This window comes from Streptomyces sp. NPDC041968, assembly GCF_055589025.1.
Window position 1 is genome coordinate 395,548 of sequence record NZ_JBVJCB010000008.1, and the last position, 18,982, is coordinate 414,529.

The 18,982-nt window shown below is 73.6% G+C and carries 12 protein-coding genes and 1 pseudogene; 8 read left to right on the plus strand and 5 right to left on the minus strand.

What is annotated here, in order from left to right:
* Positions 1-2: 2 nt before the first annotated feature.
* Both ACZ6EG_RS21900 and ACZ6EG_RS21905 read right to left on the minus strand, forming a co-directional pair.
* Positions 3-800, minus strand: coding sequence for a putative hydro-lyase (locus tag ACZ6EG_RS21900; RefSeq protein WP_469606772.1), 798 nt, complete (start codon positions 798-800; stop codon positions 3-5).
* Positions 801-907: 107 nt separating this feature from the next.
* Positions 908-2,230 carry an MFS transporter gene (locus tag ACZ6EG_RS21905; protein WP_391970385.1) on the minus strand — a complete coding sequence of 441 codons (1,323 nt, stop codon included), beginning with the start codon at positions 2,228-2,230 and terminating at the stop codon, positions 908-910.
* Positions 2,231-2,359: 129 nt separating this feature from the next.
* Here ACZ6EG_RS21905 and ACZ6EG_RS21910 point away from each other — a divergent pair, with 129 nt between their 5' ends.
* From ACZ6EG_RS21910 to ACZ6EG_RS21925, 4 genes are all read left to right on the plus strand, one after another.
* Positions 2,360-3,055: a GntR family transcriptional regulator gene (locus tag ACZ6EG_RS21910; RefSeq protein ID WP_469606710.1), complete on the plus strand. Its 696-nt coding sequence runs from the start codon at positions 2,360-2,362 to the stop codon at positions 3,053-3,055.
* Positions 3,056-3,246: 191 nt separating this feature from the next.
* Complete coding sequence (locus ACZ6EG_RS21915) at positions 3,247-4,773, plus strand: hypothetical protein (protein WP_469606712.1); 1,527 nt, start codon at positions 3,247-3,249, stop codon at positions 4,771-4,773.
* Positions 4,774-4,873: 100 nt separating this feature from the next.
* The gene (locus ACZ6EG_RS21920; RefSeq protein WP_391970388.1) at positions 4,874-5,752 is read left to right on the plus strand and encodes a hypothetical protein; all 879 of its coding nucleotides are present in this window, start codon (positions 4,874-4,876) and stop codon (positions 5,750-5,752) included.
* Between the two features lie 59 nt (positions 5,753-5,811).
* Positions 5,812-10,476 (plus strand): hypothetical protein, encoded by a 4,665-nt coding sequence (locus ACZ6EG_RS21925; protein ID WP_469606715.1) that lies wholly within the window; start codon positions 5,812-5,814, stop codon positions 10,474-10,476.
* A gap of 187 nt (positions 10,477-10,663) precedes the next feature.
* Here the strand turns inward: ACZ6EG_RS21925 and ACZ6EG_RS21930 are convergent, their stop codons facing one another.
* The gene (locus ACZ6EG_RS21930; RefSeq protein ID WP_469606775.1) at positions 10,664-11,212 is read right to left on the minus strand and encodes a hypothetical protein; all 549 of its coding nucleotides are present in this window, start codon (positions 11,210-11,212) and stop codon (positions 10,664-10,666) included.
* A 425-nt stretch (positions 11,213-11,637) separates the two neighbouring features.
* Here ACZ6EG_RS21930 and ACZ6EG_RS21935 point away from each other — a divergent pair, with 425 nt between their 5' ends.
* The 4 genes from ACZ6EG_RS21935 (at position 11,638) to ACZ6EG_RS21950 (ending at position 16,153) form a co-directional block, all read left to right on the plus strand.
* Positions 11,638-14,568 carry a nitrate- and nitrite sensing domain-containing protein gene (locus ACZ6EG_RS21935; protein ID WP_469606718.1) on the plus strand — a complete coding sequence of 977 codons (2,931 nt, stop codon included), beginning with the start codon at positions 11,638-11,640 and terminating at the stop codon, positions 14,566-14,568.
* Entirely contained in the window at positions 14,565-14,999 is a 435-nt protein-coding gene (locus ACZ6EG_RS21940) for a roadblock/LC7 domain-containing protein (RefSeq protein WP_383649380.1), read from the plus strand. Before ACZ6EG_RS21935 ends, ACZ6EG_RS21940 begins: the two co-directional genes overlap by 4 nt.
* 10 nt (positions 15,000-15,009) lie before the next feature.
* Positions 15,010-15,405 (plus strand): DUF742 domain-containing protein, encoded by a 396-nt coding sequence (locus ACZ6EG_RS21945; protein ID WP_361012191.1) that lies wholly within the window; start codon positions 15,010-15,012, stop codon positions 15,403-15,405.
* 142 nt (positions 15,406-15,547) lie between these two features.
* Entirely contained in the window at positions 15,548-16,153 is a 606-nt protein-coding gene (locus tag ACZ6EG_RS21950) for a GTP-binding protein (protein WP_391970391.1), read from the plus strand.
* A gap of 63 nt (positions 16,154-16,216) precedes the next feature.
* On the opposite strand, the gene glpK is transcribed toward ACZ6EG_RS21950, so the two are convergent.
* Both glpK and ACZ6EG_RS21960 read right to left on the minus strand, forming a co-directional pair.
* A complete protein-coding gene (gene glpK / locus ACZ6EG_RS21955; RefSeq protein WP_469606722.1) occupies positions 16,217-17,743 on the minus strand; it encodes a glycerol kinase GlpK in 1,527 nt (508 codons plus the stop codon).
* Positions 17,744-17,810: 67 nt separating this feature from the next.
* Positions 17,811-18,554: pseudogene (locus ACZ6EG_RS21960) on the minus strand (MIP/aquaporin family protein); the annotation flags it as partial.
* Positions 18,555-18,982: the final 428 nt, after the last annotated feature.

Sequence of the window (18,982 nt, forward strand, 5' to 3'; positions counted from 1 at the left end):
GGTCACAGCACGCGGTACTGCTCGTCCCGGGCGTCGGTCAGGAACATCTGCCCCGGCGCGTGGGTGATCGTGAAGGGCGGCCGAGAGGCCATGACGGCTGCCTGCGGGGTCACCCCGCAGGCCCAGAAGACCGGGATGTCGTCCGGCTCGGCGTCCACCGGGTCGCCGAAGTCCGGCCGGGCCAGATCGCGGATGCCGAGCGCCGACGGGTCCCCGCAGTGCACCGGGCCGCCGTGCACCGCGGGGAGCAGGCTGGTCTCGCGGATCGCGGCGGACAGGTGCTCCGGAGGGACGGGGCGCATGGAGACGACCAGCGGCCCGTGCAGCCGCCCGGCCGGACGGCACTGCCCGCTGGTGACGTACATCGGGACGTTGCGGCCCTGTTCGACATGGCGGACGGGGACGCCGGCCGAGACCAGCGCCCACTCGAAGGTGAAGCTGCACCCGATCAGGAACGACACCAGGTCCTCCCGCCACTGGGCACGGACGTCCGTCGGCTCGTCCACCAGCTCACCGTCCCGCCACACCCGGTAGCGCGGCAGGTCGGTGCGCAGATCGGCGCCGTCGGCCAGCGCGGTGGTCCAGGACCCGGCGTCCGTGACGTCGAGCACCGGGCACGGCTTCGGGTTGCGGGTGCAGAAGAGCAGCATGTCGTACGCCCAGTCGGCGGGCACCGAGATCAGGTTGGCCTGGGTGTGCCCGGCCGCCACGCCGGCCGTGGGCCCGGACAGCCCCTCGCGGAGGCGGGAGCGGGCCGCTTTCGGGCTCCACGCGTGCGCGTGCTCGTCGAGGAGGGCGATGGGGCGCTGCGCGGACGCCTCGTCCGACGGGCGTCGGTTCGCGGCGGGTCGGTTCTCCGGGGGGCGGTGCTCGCCCGGCCGGCCTTCGGTCCTGTCGTACGCGTGCTTCACGTCAGTTCCCTTCCGCGTGTCTCGGGCAGCCCCAGCAGCGCCAGTGCCGCGATGCCGTAACCGATGGCGCCGAAGACCAGTGCGCCGCCCACGCCCCAGCTGTCGGCCAGGAAGCCGACCGTGGTCGGGAAGACGGCTCCCACGGCGCGTCCGGTGTTGTACGTGAAGCCCTGCCCGGCGCCCCGGACGGCCGTCGGGTACAGCTCGCTCAGGTACGAACCGAAGCCGCTGAAGATCGCCGACATGCAGAAGCCGAGCGGGAAGCCGAGCACCAGGAGCAGGGTGTCGGCGCCGCCGGGGATGTTCGCGTACGCCAGGATGCAGACCGCCGACAGCAGCGCGAAGAGCCAGATGTTGCGCTTGCGGCCGAGGAGATCGGTGAGGTAGCCGCCGGTGAGGTAGCCGATGAAGGCCCCCGAGATGAGGAACGTCAGGTAGCCGCCCGTTCCCACGACGGACAGGCCGCGCTCGTCCTTCAGGTACGTCGGCACCCAGGTGGCGAGCGTGTAGTAACCCCCCTGCACACCGGTGGAGAGCAGGCTCGCGAAGAGCGTGACACGCAGCAGACCCGGCGTGCCGGCCGCACCCGGCGAGAAGATCGCCGCGAACGAGCCCTTCCCGGCGCCCTTCTCGCGGACCTCGACGGCCCGGGGCGCGTCGTGGACGCTGCGCCGCACCCAGACCACGAGCAGCGCGGGCAGCGCACCCGTCCAGAACATGACACGCCAGGCCAGGTCGTCGCCGACCAGCGAGAACACCAGCGTGTAGACGACCACGGCGAGGCCCCAGCCGACCGCCCAGGAGCTCTGGATCGCGCCCAGCGTGCGCCCCCGGTGCTTGGCGCTCGCGTACTCGGCGACCAGGATCGCGCCGACCGCCCACTCGCCGCCGAAGCCGAGCCCCTGAAGCGCACGGAAGACCAGCAGCGTCTCGTAGTTGGGCGCGAACCCGCAGGCCACCGTGAAGACGGCGTAGGTGATGACGGTGAGCAGCAGCGCCTTGACCCTCCCGATACGGTCCGCCAGCACGCCCGCGAGGGCGCCGCCGACCGCGGAGACGACCAGGGTGACCGTGGTGAGCAACCCGGTCTGCCCGCTGTCCAGGCCGAAGTACGCGGCCAGCGCGACCATGGTCAGCGGCAGGGTGAAGTAGTCGTACGAATCGAGGGCGTAGCCCCCGAAAGCGCCGCCGAAGGCCCGGCGGCCGCGCGGACCGAGGGCGCGCAGCCAGCCGAACGGGCCGTCGTCCGAGGGCTGTTCGGCCGTGCCGGGAGGACGGGCGGTGGCGGACGGTGCGCGCGGCGGAGGGGGTGTGCTCATGGTGCACCTCGCAGGGGGAGGACGGAGGGTGCTGGTCGAGTGGGCACTTGGAGGCACGGTAGAGGATCGTTCAACGATCCCTCAATACCCCTGTTGTTTCGTTCTGACATCTGCGGTTGAATTCCGGGCATGGCAGAGCAGTTGACGGGACTGGCCGACGACCGTGCGCTCCTCGGGCGGACCAGCACCGCCGAGCGGGTCTCGGACATCCTCAGGAGCCGGATCGCCGAGGGGTACTTCCCACCCGGGACCCGCCTGTCGGAGGACAGCATCGGCGGCGCGCTCGGCGTCTCCCGCAACACGCTGCGCGAGTCGTTCCGGCTGCTCACCCACGAACGCCTCCTCGTCCACGAGCTGAACCGGGGCGTCTTCGTCCGGGTCCTGACGGTCGAGGACGTCGAGGACATCTACCGCACGCGCTCCCTCGTCGAGTGCGCCGTCGTCCGGGGCCTCGGAGACCCCCCGTACGCCCTCGGCGGGCTCGCCGAGGCCGTCGAGGAGGGGCGGCGCTCGGCCCGCGAAGGTGACTGGAAAGGTGTGGGTACGGCCAACATCCACTTCCACCGGGAACTGGTGGCCCTCGCCGGCAGCGAGCGCACGGACGAGCTGATGCGCAGCGTCTTCGCCGAACTACGCCTCGCCTTCCACGTCGTGGACGACCCGCGACGCCTGCACGAGCCCTACATCGCGCGGAACGCGGAGATCCTCGCGGCCCTGGAGAGCGGCGAGCGGGGGACGGCGGAGCGGCTGCTCGCGGTCTACCTCGACAACTCCCTCGAACGGGTCGTCGAGGTCTATCTGCGCCGGGTCGGCGACGACGGGTGAGGCACGGGGCGCCGGGACACCGTGCGCGGGGGTTCCGGGACCGTGCGGCGGGGGAGCGAGCGCACCCGCGGGTCGTACCGGGGCACGAGGGCTCCTGAGAGGGCCCGGGCGGGCGCTCCCAGGGGCTGTCGCGTCGGGGCCCATCTGCGTCGTTTGGGTCGTTGTCGGACCGAGGACCTAGTCTGTGCACCGTGACTTCGCCTGCATCGACGGACAGCGCTCCGCCCCAGCTCAGCGCGGGGCCGCGCCCCGCACCGGGCCCGGCCGCCGACGAGGGACTGGCGCGGCGGCTGCGCGCGCTCGCCTGCACGGCGCCGCTGCACGACCTCGACGCACGCAAGGCCAACCTCGCCGGTGAGTACTCGGTCTACGGCATGGCGGAGGTCGCCCTCTCCGCCATCGACCTCGTCACCCTCACCATGGACTTCGACACCGGCGCCGACCACGACCAGATAGTGGCCCGGCTGGTCCCGCGCGTCGCCGCCCAGGCCCCGGCGCGGCCCGCCGCCGAGCACGAGCGGGTGGCCCGCTGGGTCCTGGAGAACCTGATCAACGTGGGCAGCGTCGACCGCGGCTTCCGCGCGGTGTACGGCACCTTCGGACCGGACGGCACCTATGTGCGCCGCGACTACGACTTCAAGCTGCTCGAAGAGGTCCCCGGCCCCGGCGGCACCGTCTACCTGCGCACCACCGACGAAGCGGTCAACGTCCTCGTCGGCGCCCTGGACACCGACGTCACCAGCGCGCAGATCGCCGCCGAGGTCAAGCTGGAGGTGCTGATCAGCCGCGGGCGCCTCGCCGACGCCCAGCTCGCCGCCGAGCAGGCCCGGTACCGCACCGTGCAGTACTCGGAGACCCTCCGCAAGGCCCTGGACGCCACCCGGCGCAACGTCCGCGCGGTCGACTGGCTGAGCGCCGTCCCCGACATGATCGCCGAGGCCCTGGACCACGTCGCCGAGCGGTACCGCCACGAGAACGCGATCCTCACCAACATCCGCAAGGCACGCGACGAGTCCGAGGACGCCGAGCAGAAACGTCGTGCCGCCGAGCTCGTCGACATCGTCAAGGACTGCATCCGCCGCCACACCCAGCTCCAGTCCAGGCTTCTGGAGGCGGGCCCGCTCTTCCGCGCGGAACAGGACCGGCAGGCCTTCGCCACCCCCCTGACGACCTCGGGCCTCGACCTGTACGGCCATCTCGTCGCCCCCGCCCTGCCGTTGCCCCTGGAGCAGGCGCTGCGCGTCACCGACGCCTTCTTCGCACGGGGCGTCGGTCTGCGCACGCCCGTCTCGGTCCGGGTCGGCGACCTCGTCGACATACTGCTGACCCCGCCCGTGGAACGGGAGCACCTCGGCGCCGAGATGCCGGAGCCCGACCTGATCGCCACACCGGACGACAGCCGCTTCAGCGAGGCACAGCTCGCCGCCGCCATGACCCTGCTCGACCTGCCGCACGACGCCCCGCGCCGGCTCTCCGGCCTGCTGGCCGACGCCCGCGCCCAGGACCCCGAGCTGCCGTACCTCGTCGCGCTGCTGGCCGTGCACGCGGCCAGCCCGCCGGTCGGCACGGCCTACCGGCAGGGCGAGCCGAAGCTGCTGTTCGCCGTGGACGACGGCACCGAGCTGGACGACCCCGAGTTCGGCGGTGCCGACCTCATCGTCGGCACCGCGCTGCTGGACGCGGCCGGCATGGCCGCGGACCGCACGGAGGCGGCATGACCGGCTCCCGCGACCCCGATCCCGATCCCGAGCACCAGCGCCTCCGCTCGCCCCAGCACCCGCACCCGCACCAGGACCAGCACAGCAAGGAGTACCGACCGTGACCGAGCACGTCGACCGGAGCGAACCGGAGGCGGGTGCCGCGCCGACCGCGGCCGTCACGCCCGCCGACGCCGCCGACGCGGCGCGGCTCGTCGCCTTCGGCCTCCAGCCCAAGCTGCTGCCCGCCCGCGACCAGGAATACGCCGACCTGCTGCGCCGGTACCGCGAGGACCCGCCCTTCGCGCGGCTCGCCGACGCCGTGGCCGCCGGACTCGGCCTGATCGTCCTGGAGGTGTCACCGCGCGCCGGAATGGCCGTGACCGCCGCCGAGGACTCGGTCTTCGCCGTCCGCATGGGCGACTACGCGCGCCGTGCCGCCACCGACTCCGGCGACCGCTTCCTGCACGGCCTCGCCCACCTCGCCGTGGCCGCCATGGCGTACCCGCGGCCCGAGGACCTCGCCGACGACGGCTACGTCGGCCGGGTCACGGTCAACGGCGTGGACGCCTTCGTCCGCCAGGCCTGCCGACGGCTGGAGGAGCGCGCCGAGGAGCAGGGCGAGAACACCGACCCGGCCACCGACGCCCCGGGGCTGGAGGCCGCCTGGCGGATCTGGGCCAGACGCAGTTCCACCGGCGCCACCAAGGACGCGCGCAGGCTCCCCGGTTCCACCACCGGCATCGTCGGCAAGGCGGCCGCCTTCCTCACCGAGTCCGGCTTCCTCCAGCGCACCGGCGACGACAGCGGCGGCACGTACCGCACCACGGCCCGCTACCAGCTCCAGGTGCGTGACATGGCGGGCAGCGCCGCCCTGGCCGAGCTGCTGGACCTGGGCGTCGTCCCGGTGACCGACGGCACCGCCACGCTGCTGCCCGCCGAGGAGACGGAGGACCTGGACCTGGTGGCCGACGCCGGGCTGCCCTTCCACTCCACCTGACCCCGTCCCCCTCGCCGCCGCACCTCCCCCTGCCTTCCGAAGACTTACGAGAGTCCGCCATGTACGAGCTGTCCCGGGTCCGCCTCTACTCCATCGGGCCCGCCGGTGCGCGTTACGCCGACACTGTGCTTGACCTGCGCGGTGTGGGCGAGCCCGTGCCCGCCCCCGCGCCCACGCAGGCGGAGTTCTTCGAGGAGGAGCCGGTCGGCCCGCCGCGCCGGCCCGCGCCCGCCGGCGTGCTGTTCCTGGAGAACGGCGGTGGCAAGTCCGTCCTGCTCAAGCTCATCTTCTCCGTCATGCTGCCGGGCCACCGCAACACCCTGGGAGGCGCCAGTTCCGGCGTCCTGCGCAAGTTCCTGCTCGCGGACGACTGCGGACACGTGGCCCTGGAGTGGCAGCACGTGCAGACCGGCGAGTGCGTCGTCGTCGGCAAGGTCAGCGAGTGGCGAGGGCGACAGGTCTCCAACGACCCGCGGAAGTTCGCCGAGGCCTGGTACTCCTTCCGGCCCGGACCCGGACTGACCCTGGACAACCTGCCCGTCGCCGAGGCCACCGCCGTCCGCCCGCCCGTCGAGGGCGTCTCCGGCGCCCAGGGCCGACGGCGCACCATGAAGGGCTTCCGGGACGCGATCACCGAGGCCGGGAAGGCGTACCCGCACCTGGAGGTGCACTGGGAGGAGATCCACGACCGCTGGATCGAGCACCTCGGCGACCTGGGCCTCGACCCCGAACTCTTCCGCTACCAGCGCGAGATGAACGCCGACGAGGGTGAGGCCGCCGGTCTCTTCGCGGTCAAGAAGGACTCCGACTTCACCGACCTGCTGCTGCGCGCCGTCACCGACACCCGCGACACCGACGGACTCGCCGACCTGGTCAGCGGATTCGGCAACAAGCTGGGAAGGCGCGCCGAGCTGATCGCCGAACGCGACTTCACCGCCGGGTCCGTCGACCTCCTGGGCCGGATCGTCGAGGCCACCGGTGCCCGCACACGCGCCCGGGAAGTGCACAACACCGCCGAACGCCGCACCAGGGCGCTGGCCCGCCGGCTCTCCTCCCGCGGCGCCCGGGAGCGGGCCCGGGCCGGGGATCTCGCCCAGCGGGTCACCGCCGCCGCCTACGCCGTCACGCACGCCGAGTCGGCCCGCGACCGCAGCGCCCTCATCGCCGCCGAACTCGCCTACCGGCACGCCTCGCTGGCCCTGACCGCGGCCGAGAAGTCGGCCGCCGCACAGAAACGGGAACTCGCCGACGCGCGCACCCTGCACGCCGCGTGGCAGGCCGCCGAAGCCGTGCTGCGCCACCGCGCCGCCGCCGACCGCGTCGCCCGCGTGTCCGCCGCCATCCAGGAGGCCGAGCGGGACGCGGCCCCCGCGCTCGCCGCCCGCGCCGAGGCGGCCGTCGACCTGGTCCGCGCCCTCCAGGCGGCGGCCGGGAAGGCCGAGCACCACGCCAACGAGGAGGAGGAGCGGTCCGCCGCCCTCCAGGACGTCAGCGACACCGCCCACCGTGACTCCACCGCCGCCGCCACCGAGGCGCAGCGCGCCCGCAGCGAGGCCGGACATCTGCGCCAGCGCCTCACCGAGGTCGAGCAGGAGACCGCCGAGGCCGTCCGCGCGGGCTGGCTCGACGACAGCGCACCCGACGCCGACCCCGCCCGCGCCGCACTCGCCGCCAGCGACGCCGAGAAGACCACCGTGGCGGCCTGGGACACGGCCCGTGAGGCGGCACGCCGCGCCCTGGAGCACGCGCGCGAGGCAGCCGCCGCGGAGAGCCGCGCCGAACTGACGGCGGCCCGCGCCGCCGACGCCGCCACCGCGGCCGAGCGCGCCCACGAGGCGGAGCGCCGCACGGCCGGGGCCCTGGCGGCCGAGGAACGCCTCGCCGAGCTGCTCGGCCTGGCCTCCGGGACCCGTCCGGGCATCCCGCAGCCCCGCCAGGAGACCGACCGGGAGCGGGCCACCGCGCCCGGGGCGGCGGAGGAGGGGGCGCTCACCCCGGAGCAGCTCGACCGTTTCGCCGACGAACTGCGTGAACTGCTCGACGACACCGTCTCCTCTGCCGAACGCCACCTGTTCGAGCTGCGCACCGCCGCCGCCGACGACTCCCGCATCCTCGGCGCCCTCGGCGACGGCGGACTGCTGCCACCCGGCCCGGACGTCCTGGCCACCGTCGAGTTCCTCGGCGAACACGGCATCCCCGCCCTGCCCGGCTGGCGCTACCTCGCCCAGGCCGTCGACCCCGCCGACCATGCGCGCGTGCTGGCCGCCCGGCCCGAACTCGTCGACGGCGTGATCATCACCGACCCCGACTCGCACACCCGCGCCCGCGACGTCCTCGGCGACGCGGCGCTGCTGCCGCGCTCCGCCGTCGCCGTCGGCACGGCCGCCGCCCTGCTCGCGCCGACCCCGGCGCCGGACACCGACAGCGGGGACGTCTTCCTCGTACCGCCCAACCCCGCCATGCACGACGAGCACGCCGCCGACGAGGAGCGGCAGACGCTGCGCGCGCGGGCGACGGAACGGGACGAGGAGATCCGGGCCCTGGCCACCCGGCTCGGCAAGGACCGGGAGCTGGCGGCCCGACTCGCCTCCTGGCGCACCGGCTGCCCGACCGGTCGCCTCGCCGAGCTGGCGCGGACCGCCGAGGAGGCGCGCGCTTTCGCCGAGGAGTGCGAGGCCGAGCTGACCGAGGCGCGCACCGTGCGCGCCGAGGCCGAGGAGAGCGCCGCCGAGGCCGTGCGGGTGAGGGACGAGCGGCAGGAGGCCGCCCAGCGGGCCCGCCGCGTCGCCGACGCGCTCGCGGGGCTGGCCTTCCGGCTGCGCGAGCGCGCCGGCTGGCAGGCCAGGCTCCGCGAACTGGCCGACGAGGGTGCCGAGGCCGAGGCCCGTGCGCAGGCCTGTGTGGAACGGGCCCGCGCCGCCGACGAGGACCGTCGCGCCGCCCAGCGCGCTGCCGACGACGCGCGCCGCACCGCCCGCGCGCTGCGCGCCGAACGCTCCGAGATCGCCGGCGCCCCCGACGACGTCGCGCAGGACGCGCCCGGGAGCGGCGCGGTAGCGCCGAACGCTTCCCTGCCCGCGCTGCGCGAGGCCTACCGCGCCGCCTCCCAGCTCTACGAACAGGTCGGCGTGGGCGCCGACCTGCGCGCCGAACAGGCCCGTTCGGAGAGCGACGAGAGCACGGCCCGCGCGGAGCTGGACCGGCTCAGCAACAAGGTCCGCACCCGGGCCGGACAGTTGCTGGAGTCGCCCGACGGATCCGACGGGCCGTCCCGGCAGGCCGCCGCCGCCCGCGCGGAGGAACTGGTCCAGCTGCTGGAGACCAGGATGTCGAGCGCCAGCGAGCAACTCGGCCGCCTGCGCGGCGAGGCCGAGCGGCATGCGCCCGACGACGGCGACGCCCACACCGAACTCCCCGAGGAACTCGTCCCGCGCGACGCCGAGCACGCCCAGGCCCTGCTGCGCACGGCGACGTCCGAACTCGCCTCCCGTGCGCAGGCCCTGACGCAGGCACGTGAGGCCCACGCCGAACTCCTCGACGCGCACCGCGCCGCCGAGGACGCGGCGGGCGGCTTCGACGAGACCGCCGCCCTCCTCCGCGACCTGCTGCGCGAGCACCCGCCCGAGGAGGAGCAGGAGGAGACCGAGCCCTACCCGGGCGGTCTGGAGGAGGCCCGGCAGTCCGCCGCCGAGGCCCGCCGCTCGCTGCGCGGCTGTGCCGCCGACCTGTCCGCCGCCGAGGCCGCCGTGCGCGAGGCGAGCGACATCCTCGTCCGGCACGCCAACTCCACCCGCTACGAGCAGGTACGCACCCCCGCCCGCCAGCAGATCCGGGAGCTGCCCGCCTCCGCGCTCCCCGAGCACGCCGCCAAGTGGGCGGACGCCTTCGCGCCGCGGCTGCGGGTGCTGACCGATGAGCTGGCACAACTGGAGCGCAACCGCGACTCGATCGTGGACCGGCTGCGCGGCCTCGTCGAGTCGGCCCTCGCCACCCTCCGCTCCGCCCAGCGGCTCTCCCGGCTGCCCGAGGGCCTCGGGGAGTGGTCCGGGCAGGAGTTCCTGCGCATCCGCTTCGAGGAACCCGACCAGGCCACCCTCACGGAGCGGCTCGGCGAGGTCGTGGACGAGGCCACCCGCGCCGCCGTGAAGAAGAACTCCGACCTGCGCCGCGACGGCATGTCCCTGCTGCTGCGCGGCGTCGCCGCCGCTCTCCAGCCCAAGGGCGTCGCCGTCGAGATCCTCAAGCCCGACGCCGTGCTGCGCGCCGAGCGCGTCCCCGTCGGTCAGATGGGCGACGTCTTCTCGGGCGGCCAGCTGCTCACCGCGGCCATCGCCCTGTATTGCACGATGGCCGCACTGCGCAGCAACGACCGGGGCCGCGACCGGCACCGCCACGCCGGCACCCTGTTCCTCGACAACCCCATCGGCCGAGCCAACGCCACCTACCTGCTGGAGCTCCAGCGGGCCGTGTCCGACGCGCTCGGCGTCCAGCTCCTGTACACGACGGGCCTGTTCGACACGACGGCGCTCGCCGAGTTCCCCCTGGTCATCCGGCTGCGCAACGACGCCGACCTCAGGGCCGGCCTCAAGTACATCAGCGTGGAGGAGCACCTGAGGCCGGGTCTGCCCCAGCCCACCCCGGCCGCCGAAGGCGAAGGCGAGTCGGTGCACAGCGAGATCACGGCGACGCGGATGTTCAAGCGGCCGGCGCAGTCACCCGCGTAGTCACCCGCGCGGTCACCTGCGTAGGGGGCCGGTCGTCGCGGCCGCCGAGCCGGTCGGTCTCCGCCCGGGACACCCCCGAGGCGCGGAGGCCGAGCTGCCGTCCGCGCGCACCGCGGAGTGCGCGTGGACGGCAGACGGCGGGTCCCTCGCCGGCGCTGCCCGCCGCCCCGCTCCGCGGACCGGGCACTCAGGAGTGCGACAACTGCCCCGCGCCGCGCCGGCCTATCCGCTCCTGGGCCCGCTCCGCGGACCGGCCCTGCCGCCTCGCCCGGCGACGCTCGCGGCGCATGGCCCGCGCGGTGCTGCTCGGCGCCGAGACCACGCCGTGCCGCTGGTTCCAGACCTGCCGGGTCACCCAGACGTCCAGCACGCCCCAGGTGGCCACCACCGTGCCCGCCACGCTGCCGATCACCATCGGGAACGCCAGCCACGACCCCGCGAGCGTGCAGAGGAAGGCGACCATCGCGAGGATCAGCGTCACGGCGACCACGAGCACCGCGCGGACGGCCGCCGTACGGACCGGATCCGGCAGCCGGCGCCGCCGCGCGGGCTCCTCCGTCCACAACGGCCGGTAGGCCGCCTCACGCTCCTTCTGCGGCTGCTCGGCGCGCGCCGGTGTCCGCGCGTCCCGCCCGGCTGCCGGGACGTCGCGCTCCGACGCCTCGGGGGGCGAACCCGCCGCTCTCTCGTCCGCACCGCCGTCCTGAGGTGCCCTGTGCCGCTCCGCCGTGCCCATCAACATGTCACTCCCCACCGCCAGGAGACAGCTCGTCCGTGTCCGAAGACACGGCTCCCCTCTGGCTGCCCGGCTTGCGCTGCTTTACGCCGCCCGGGGGCGGGATGCGGCTTCCGTGGCCGGTCCCGCCTCCATTTCCCGTAGTGAAGGACGAGCGAGGGCTGCCCAAGATTCCCGGCATCCCGTGCAATCGAAAACTTTCGGCCACTTCGCCCGTGCCACCCGAAGTCCTCTCCTGCGCACCCACCCCGAATCGGGGAGGCAATCTCCCGCAATGACCGGACAACTGCCCATCGTCGGCGGCCTGGGCGGAGGTTCGGCCTCCGGACGGGTCTTCGAGTTACCTGTGCGTCAGTAGTAGGCTCGCGCCGTTTGTTGACGTACATGTGCACCCCCGGTCGACGGGGGTCGAGCTGGGGGAGGCCATGCGCTTTCGCGGGAAGTCGATCCGCCGGAAGATCGTGGCGCTGCTTCTCGTGCCGTTGGTGTCCCTGACCGTGATCTGGGCCTTCGCCACGGTGCTCACCGGCCGCGAGGCGAGTCGGCTGTTCAGCGTCTCGACCGTCGTCGAGGAGATCGGCTACCCGGTCGAGGACACCGTCCGCGTGTTGCAGCAGGAACGCCGCCAGACCCTCGTCCACCTCGCCGACCCGCGCGCCTCCGACAGCCTCGCGGCCTTGCAGCGCAGCCGCACCGCCACCGACGAGGCCGTCGCCGAGGTCCGCCGCAACGCCGCCGACGCCGACGTGCGCGAAGCGCTGGGCCAGGCCGAGGAGGAGCGGATCACCGCAGTTCTGGACGCCCTCGACGGCATAGGCTCGCTGCGCCGCAGCGTCGAGGACGGCACCGTCGACCGCGCGCAGGCGCTCGGCCTCTACAACCGCCTGGTCGACCCCTGCCACGAACTGCTCGCCAACCTCCACGTCGTCGACGACGTGGGCCTCGACAAGCAGTACCGCGCACTCGTCAACGTCTCCCGCGCCCGCGAACTGCTCTCCCGAGAGGACGCCCTCCTCGGCTCCGCGCTGGTCACCGGCCGGCTCACCCGGAGCGAGGTACGGGACGTCTCCGACCTCGTGGCCCAGCGCACCGTGATGTACGACATCAACCTCCCGCTGCTGCCCGCCGCGGAACGCGGGCGCTACCAGCGCTTCTGGAAGAACGCCTCCTCGGCTCCCCTGCGGGTCGCGGAGGAGGCGGCCGTCTCCACCGAGGGCGGCTCGCCGCGCGGCGTCACCGCCAAGAGCTGGGACACCGCCGCGGGCAGGGTGCTCGACGAACTCGGCGCCCTCGACGACAACGCCGCCGACCGCTACCAGGACCGGGTCGACCCGGTGGCGACGGGCGTCATCACCAAGGTGGTCGTCGCCGGAGCCCTCGGCCTGACGGCGCTGCTGTTCTCGCTCTTCCTGTCCGTACGCGTCGGACGCTCCCTCATCCGCGACCTCAAGCAGCTCCGCCTGGAGGCCCATGAGGCGTCCGGCGTACGGCTGCCCAGCGTGATGCGCCGCCTCGCGGCGGGCGAACAGGTGGACGTGGAGACCGAGGTGCCGCGCCTGGAGTACGACAAGAACGAGATCGGCGAGGTCGGTCAGGCACTCAACACCCTGCAGCGCGCCGCCGTGGAGGCCGCCGTCAAACAGGCGGCTCTCCAGGCCGGCGTCTCCGAGGTGTTCGTCAACCTCGCCCGCCGCAGCCAGGTGCTGCTCCACAAGCAGCTGACGCTGCTCGACACCATGGAGCGCCGCACCGAGGACACCGAGGAGCTCGCCGACCTCTTCCGCCTCGACCACCTGACCACCCGCATGCGACGGCACGCCGAGGGCCTGGTCATCCTGTCCGGCGCGGCCCCGTCCAGGCAGTGGCGCAAACCCGTCCAGCTCATGGACGTGGTCCGCGCCGCCGTCGCCGAGGTCGAGGACTACGAACGCATCGAGGTCCGCAGGCTGCCCCGCATCGCGGTCACCGGGCCGGCCGTCGCCGACCTCACCCACCTCGTGGCGGAACTGCTGGAGAACGCCACGGTGTTCTCGCCGCCGCACACCGCCGTGCAGGTCCTCGGGGACCGGGTCGCCAACGGCTTCACCCTGGAGATCCACGACCGCGGCCTCGGCATGGCCGCCGACGCCCTCCTCGACGCCAACCTGCGCCTGGCCGAGACACCGGAGTTCGAGCTCTCCGACACCGACCGGCTCGGACTGTTCGTCGTCAGCCGGCTCGCCCAGCGGCAGAACGTCCGGGTCTCCCTGCAGCCGTCCCCGTACGGCGGCACCACCGCGGTCGTCTTCGTCCCCGACGCGCTGCTCACCGACGACGCCCCGGACACCAACGGTGTCGGTTTCCGTCTCGACCGCCCCCAGCACAGCAGGCGGAAGGAGCGGGAGGAGGGCCGCCGTACGGCGCTCTCCCACGTGCCCGCGCGGCTGCCCGGCCGGCCGGCCCCGCTGTTCGACGGGCCCGTCGAACTGGAGGCGCCCGTCGACCTGGACGCCCTCGACGGCCTGCCGGACGTGCTCGGGGACCATGACGGCGAGCAGGGCGGCCTGTTCCGCCCCCGGCGCTCCCTCGCCGCGCCGGACGACGACCCGGTGGGCCGCCCGGCCGGACGGCGCCGTCGCGAACCCGGCCATGGCAGTGAGCCGCCGCAGGGCCCGGCCGAGGCGGACGCGCCGGTCGCGCTGCCCCGTCGCCGGACTCCCAAGCTGGTCAGTTCGCACGGTCGCCCGGTGCCCGAGCGGGCTTCCCGGGACGGCGAGGACGAGGAGCGTCCGGCAGGCGCCGACCGGGCCGGGGCGCCCGGGGCACCGCAGGAACGCCCGGGTGAGCCGCCCGCCCTGCCGACCCGACGCCGGTCCGGCAACCGCGTCGAGGACCGTACCGAGGGCCGTACCGACGGGACCGGGAACGAGCGCGCCGACGGTCGTACGGACGGATCCGAGTACGAGCGCACCGACGGCCGCGACGCCGACCGTACGCAGCCCGACGGGTTGCCGTCGCTCCCCGCCCGCCGCCGCGGCGCGTCCCCCACGCGCGCGTACGCGTCACCGGTCACCACGGAGGACCCCGCGCGGCGTGCCGATCCCACGCCCGGCGTGCCGGACGCCCCCGACTCCGGCGCGCTGCCGCGGCGCGTACGGCAGGCCAGCCTGGCCCCTCAGCTCAGGCAGAGCGCCGGGCGCCCCGCGGAGAACCGTCCCGACCCCGCCGACCGGGACGCCGAAGAGGTACGCAGCCGCATGGCCTCGCTCCAGCGTGGCTGGCAGCGCGGCCGCGAGGAGAACGCCGCGGGTGACGACGTCCCCGGCGGCGCAGCACCGCACGCACCACGAGGAACGAACAAGGGGGACGGTCGATGACCGCACCGAAGGCGACCGGCCAGACCGCGACGAGGTCCGGAGAGCTGAACTGGCTCCTCGACGACCTGGTGGACCGGGTCGCGAGCATCCGCAAAGCCGTCGTCCTGTCCGGCGACGGCCTGGCGACCGGGGCGTCCAAGGACCTGACCAGGGAGGACAGCGAGCACCTGGCCGCAGTGGCGTCCGGTTTCCACAGCCTCGCCAAAGGCGTGGGCCGCCACTTCGAGGCGGGCAGCGTCCGGCAGACGGTCGTCGAACTCGACGACGCCTTCCTGTTCGTCACCGCCGCGGGGGACGGCAGCTGCCTGGCCGTCCTGTCGGACGCCGACTCGGACGTCGGCCAGGTCGCCTACGAGATGACGCTCCTCGTCAAGCGGGTCGGCGTGCACCTGGGCACCGCTCCGCGCACCGATCTGCCCTCGGACGGGTAAGTGGGATGACATGAGCGCAGACGGTCAGGGAAGAAACCACTGGTTCGACGACGAGGCCGGCCCCGTCGTCCGTCCGTACGCCATGACGCGTGGCCGCACGTCCAGCGCGGCCCAGCACCGTCTCGACCTGATCGCGGTGGTCGTCGCGGAGCCCCACGCGGACGATCCGGAGGCGGACGTCACGCTCGCCCCCGAGCACGTGGACATCGTCGGCCTCTGCCGGGACGCCCCGCAGTCGGTCGCCGAACTCGCCGCCGGGCTGGACCTGCCCGTCGGGGTCGTTCGGGTCCTGGTCGGCGACCTCGTGGACGTGGAACTCGTCCACGTCAACCGGCCCGTGCCCCCGGCCGAACTGCCGGACGAGAACATCCTGCGCGACGTGATCAGCGGATTGAGGGCACTGTGAACCGGCCCCCGGGCAGGACGGGACCCACCCCAGGGCCCACGCCAGGAACCGCCCCATGCCCCACCCCAGGGCGCACCGGCGGGCGTATGACAAGCCGCCCGGCGAGCGGCACGGCAAGTGGCACGTTAAGGAGAAGAGATCGATGATCTTCGGGCGTTCTCAACGCGGCAAGCCGCCGGTCGAGCCCGTCACGCTCAAGATCCTGGTCGCCGGCGGCTTCGGCGTCGGCAAGACCACCCTCGTGGGCGCGGTCAGCGAGATCAGGCCGCTGCGCACCGAGGAGCTCCTCACCGAGGCGGGGCGTCCCGTCGACGACGTCAGCGGGGTCGAGGGCAAGCACACCACCACGGTGGCCATGGACTTCGGACGGATCACGCTCCGCGAGGACCTGGTGCTGTACCTCTTCGGCACGCCCGGCCAGGAACGGTTCTGGTTCATGTGGGACGAGCTGTCCGAGGGCGCGCTCGGCGCCGTCGTGCTGGCCGACACCCGCCGCCTGGAGGACTGCTTCGCCGCCGTCGACTACTTCGAGCGGCGCTCCATCCCCTTCCTCGTCGGCGTCAACTGCTTCGAGGGTTCGGCCCGCTACCCGGTCGACACCGTCCGTCAGGCGCTCGACCTCGACACCGACGTGCCCCTGGTGCTGTGCGACGCCCGTGACCGCGAGTCGGTCAAGGAGGTCCTCGTCGGTGTGGTCCAGCACGCCATGGCCCAGGCCGCGGACCCCCGCTCCGCCGTCGCGACGTGACCGGATCGGGGCAGCGGAACGACATCCCCGCGCGCGTGCCCCGAGCCCACCGGACGGCGACGCCTAACCGTCCCCGTCGCCGTCCTCCACCCAGCCGAGGCTCTTCTCCACCGCCTTGCGCCAGTTCCGGTACTCCCGGTCCCGTACGGACGCCTCCATGGCCGGCGCCCACGCGACGTCCTCACGCCACTGGGACTTCAGTTCGTCGAGGCCGTTCCACACGCCGGTGGCCAGTCCCGCCGCGTACGCGGCACCCAGGCAGGTCGTCTCGGAGACCCGGGGACGGATCACCGGCACGCCCAGCACGTCCGCCTGGTGCTGCATCAGCAGACCGTTCTTCGTCATCCCGCCGTCGACCTTCAGGGTCGTGATGCGCACCCCGGAGTCCTGGTGCATGGCGTCCACGACCTCGCGCGTCTGCCAGCTCGTCGCCTCCAGCACCGCGCGCGCGAGGTGCGCCTTGGTGACGTACCGGGTGAGACCGGTGACGACTCCCCGCGCGTCCGACCGCCAGTACGGCGCGAACAGTCCGGAGAAGGCCGGTACGACGTACGCACCGCCGTTGTCCGCGACGCTCGCCGCCAGCGGCTCGATCTCGTCGGCGCAACGGATGATGCCGAGCTGGTCGCGGAACCACTGCACCAGGGCACCGGTGATCGCGATCGCCCCCTCCAGGCAGTAGACGGGCGCCTCGTCGCCGATCTTGTAACCCATCGTCGTCAGCAACCCGTTCTTCGACGGCACCGGCCGGTCACCGGTGTTGAGCAGCAGGAAGCTGCCGGTGCCGTACGTGTTCTTCGCCGTGCCCACGTCGAAGCAGGCCTGCCCGAACACCGCCGCCTGCTGGTCGCCCAGGGCGGAGGCCACCGGCACCCCGGCCAGTTGGCCGACGGCCGTGCCGTAGACCTCGGCGGAGGACCGGATCTCGGGGAGCACGGCCTCGGGGATGTCCATCGCCGCCAGGATGGACGGGTCCCACCGCAGGGTCCGCAGGTCCATCAGCATGGTGCGTCCGGCGTTGGTCACGTCGGTGACGTGCCGTCCGCCGTCGGTGCCGCCGGTGAGGTTCCAGATCAGCCAGGAGTCGATGGTCCCGAAGGCGATCTCCCCCCGCTCGGCACGGGCCCTGAGGCCGGGCACGTTGTCGAGCAGCCAGGCCGCCTTGGGCCCGGAGAAGTAGCCGGCCAGCGGCAGCCCGGTCCGCTCGCGGAAGCGGTCCTGCCCGTCCGCGCCGCCCAGCCGGCGGCACAGCGCGGACGTACGGGTGTCCTGCCACACGACGGCGTTGTGCACGGGCTTGCCGGTCGTGCGGTCCCACAGGACCGTCGTCTCACGCTGGTTGGTGATTCCCAGCGCGCTGAGCTGATCGGCCCGCAGACCGGCCCTGGCGAGCGCCCCGGCGACCACGGCCTGCACCTTGGACCAGATCTCGGTGGCGTCGTGCTCCACCCAGCCGGGCCTGGGGAAGATCTGGCGGTGCTCGCGCTGGTCGGCGGCGACGATCGCACCGTCCCGGTCGAAGACGATGCAGCGGCTGGAGGTGGTGCCCTGGTCGATCGCGGCGACGTACTTCGCTGAGTGGTCCGTCATGGCTACCCCTTGGGCCGGGCCGGGTTCGGTGGACTGCTGCGCGCGTGCGCGTGTGCGGGCGTTCAGAAGCGGCGTTGTAGACGACCCCGGCGAGAGCGCCGCCGATGAGCGGACCGGCCACCGGGATCCAGGCGTAGCCCCAGTCGGAGGTGCCCTTGTTCGGGATGGGAAGGAAGGTGTGCACGAGACGCGGGCCGAGGTCGCGCGCCGGGTTGATGGCGTAGCCGGTCGGCCCGCCGAGGGAGAGACCGATGCCGACGACGAGCAGGGAGACGATCAGCACCAGGGTCCCGGACTCGCCGAGCCCCTCGGTCAGCCCGAAGGCCAGGATCGGCAGGACGAGGGCGACGGTCGCGATGATCTCCGTCAGCAGGTTGGCGACCGGGTTGCGGATCTCCGGGATCGTGGAGAAGACCCCGAGCGTCGCGACCGGTTCGCCTGCCGTGCCCCCGGTGGCACCGGTGCCGTGCGCGTTGGCCCGGAACTGGGCGAAGTACGTGACGTAGCACAGGAGGGCACCGGTCACCGCGCCGGCGAACTGCCCCAGCACGTACACCCAGACCTTGCCCCACTCGCCGGTGTCGACGGCGATCCCGAGCGTGACCGCGGGGTTGAGATGCCCGCCGGAGAGCGGCGCCGCGGTGTACGCGCCCACCAGCACCCCGAAGCCCCAGCCGAACGCGATCACCACCCATCCCGACGCCCGCGCCTTGCTGTACCTCAGGGTCACGGCGGCGCAGACACCCGCGCCGAAGAGGATGAGGATCGCCGTACCGATGGTCTCGCCGACGAAGATGTCTCCGTTGCTCATGGCGGCTCCTGGGCCCTGGTCCGGGACGATCGGCCCCGGTCCGCACGCGCGGGGTGCGTGTCCCATGGCGGTGTGAGGGGGCGTGAGTGACGAACGTGCCGCAGCAGCCGGACCGCCCGTGGGGGAGTGGGCCCCGCGGCACGAGGCAGCCCGCGTCACGCAGTCCGGAATACGCCGAGATGTACGGCGATGTCGACTGACACCGGCAGTGTCGACCCGTGCCTGGGGAGCGTCAAGGTGGCCGACCGCAACGGTTGCGGCCGACCGGCCCGGCTCGACGTCCCCACGAAACCCCGCCTCCTCCTCCGAGGGCGACCGACGATCCCGCGACCGCCTGCGTCGGGCGGTGCGTCAGATACGCGTACGGCGCGTCCCCTGCCCGCTTACGGAGTCCCTTCGTCCGCCCACGGAGTCCGCCCGCCCTCCCA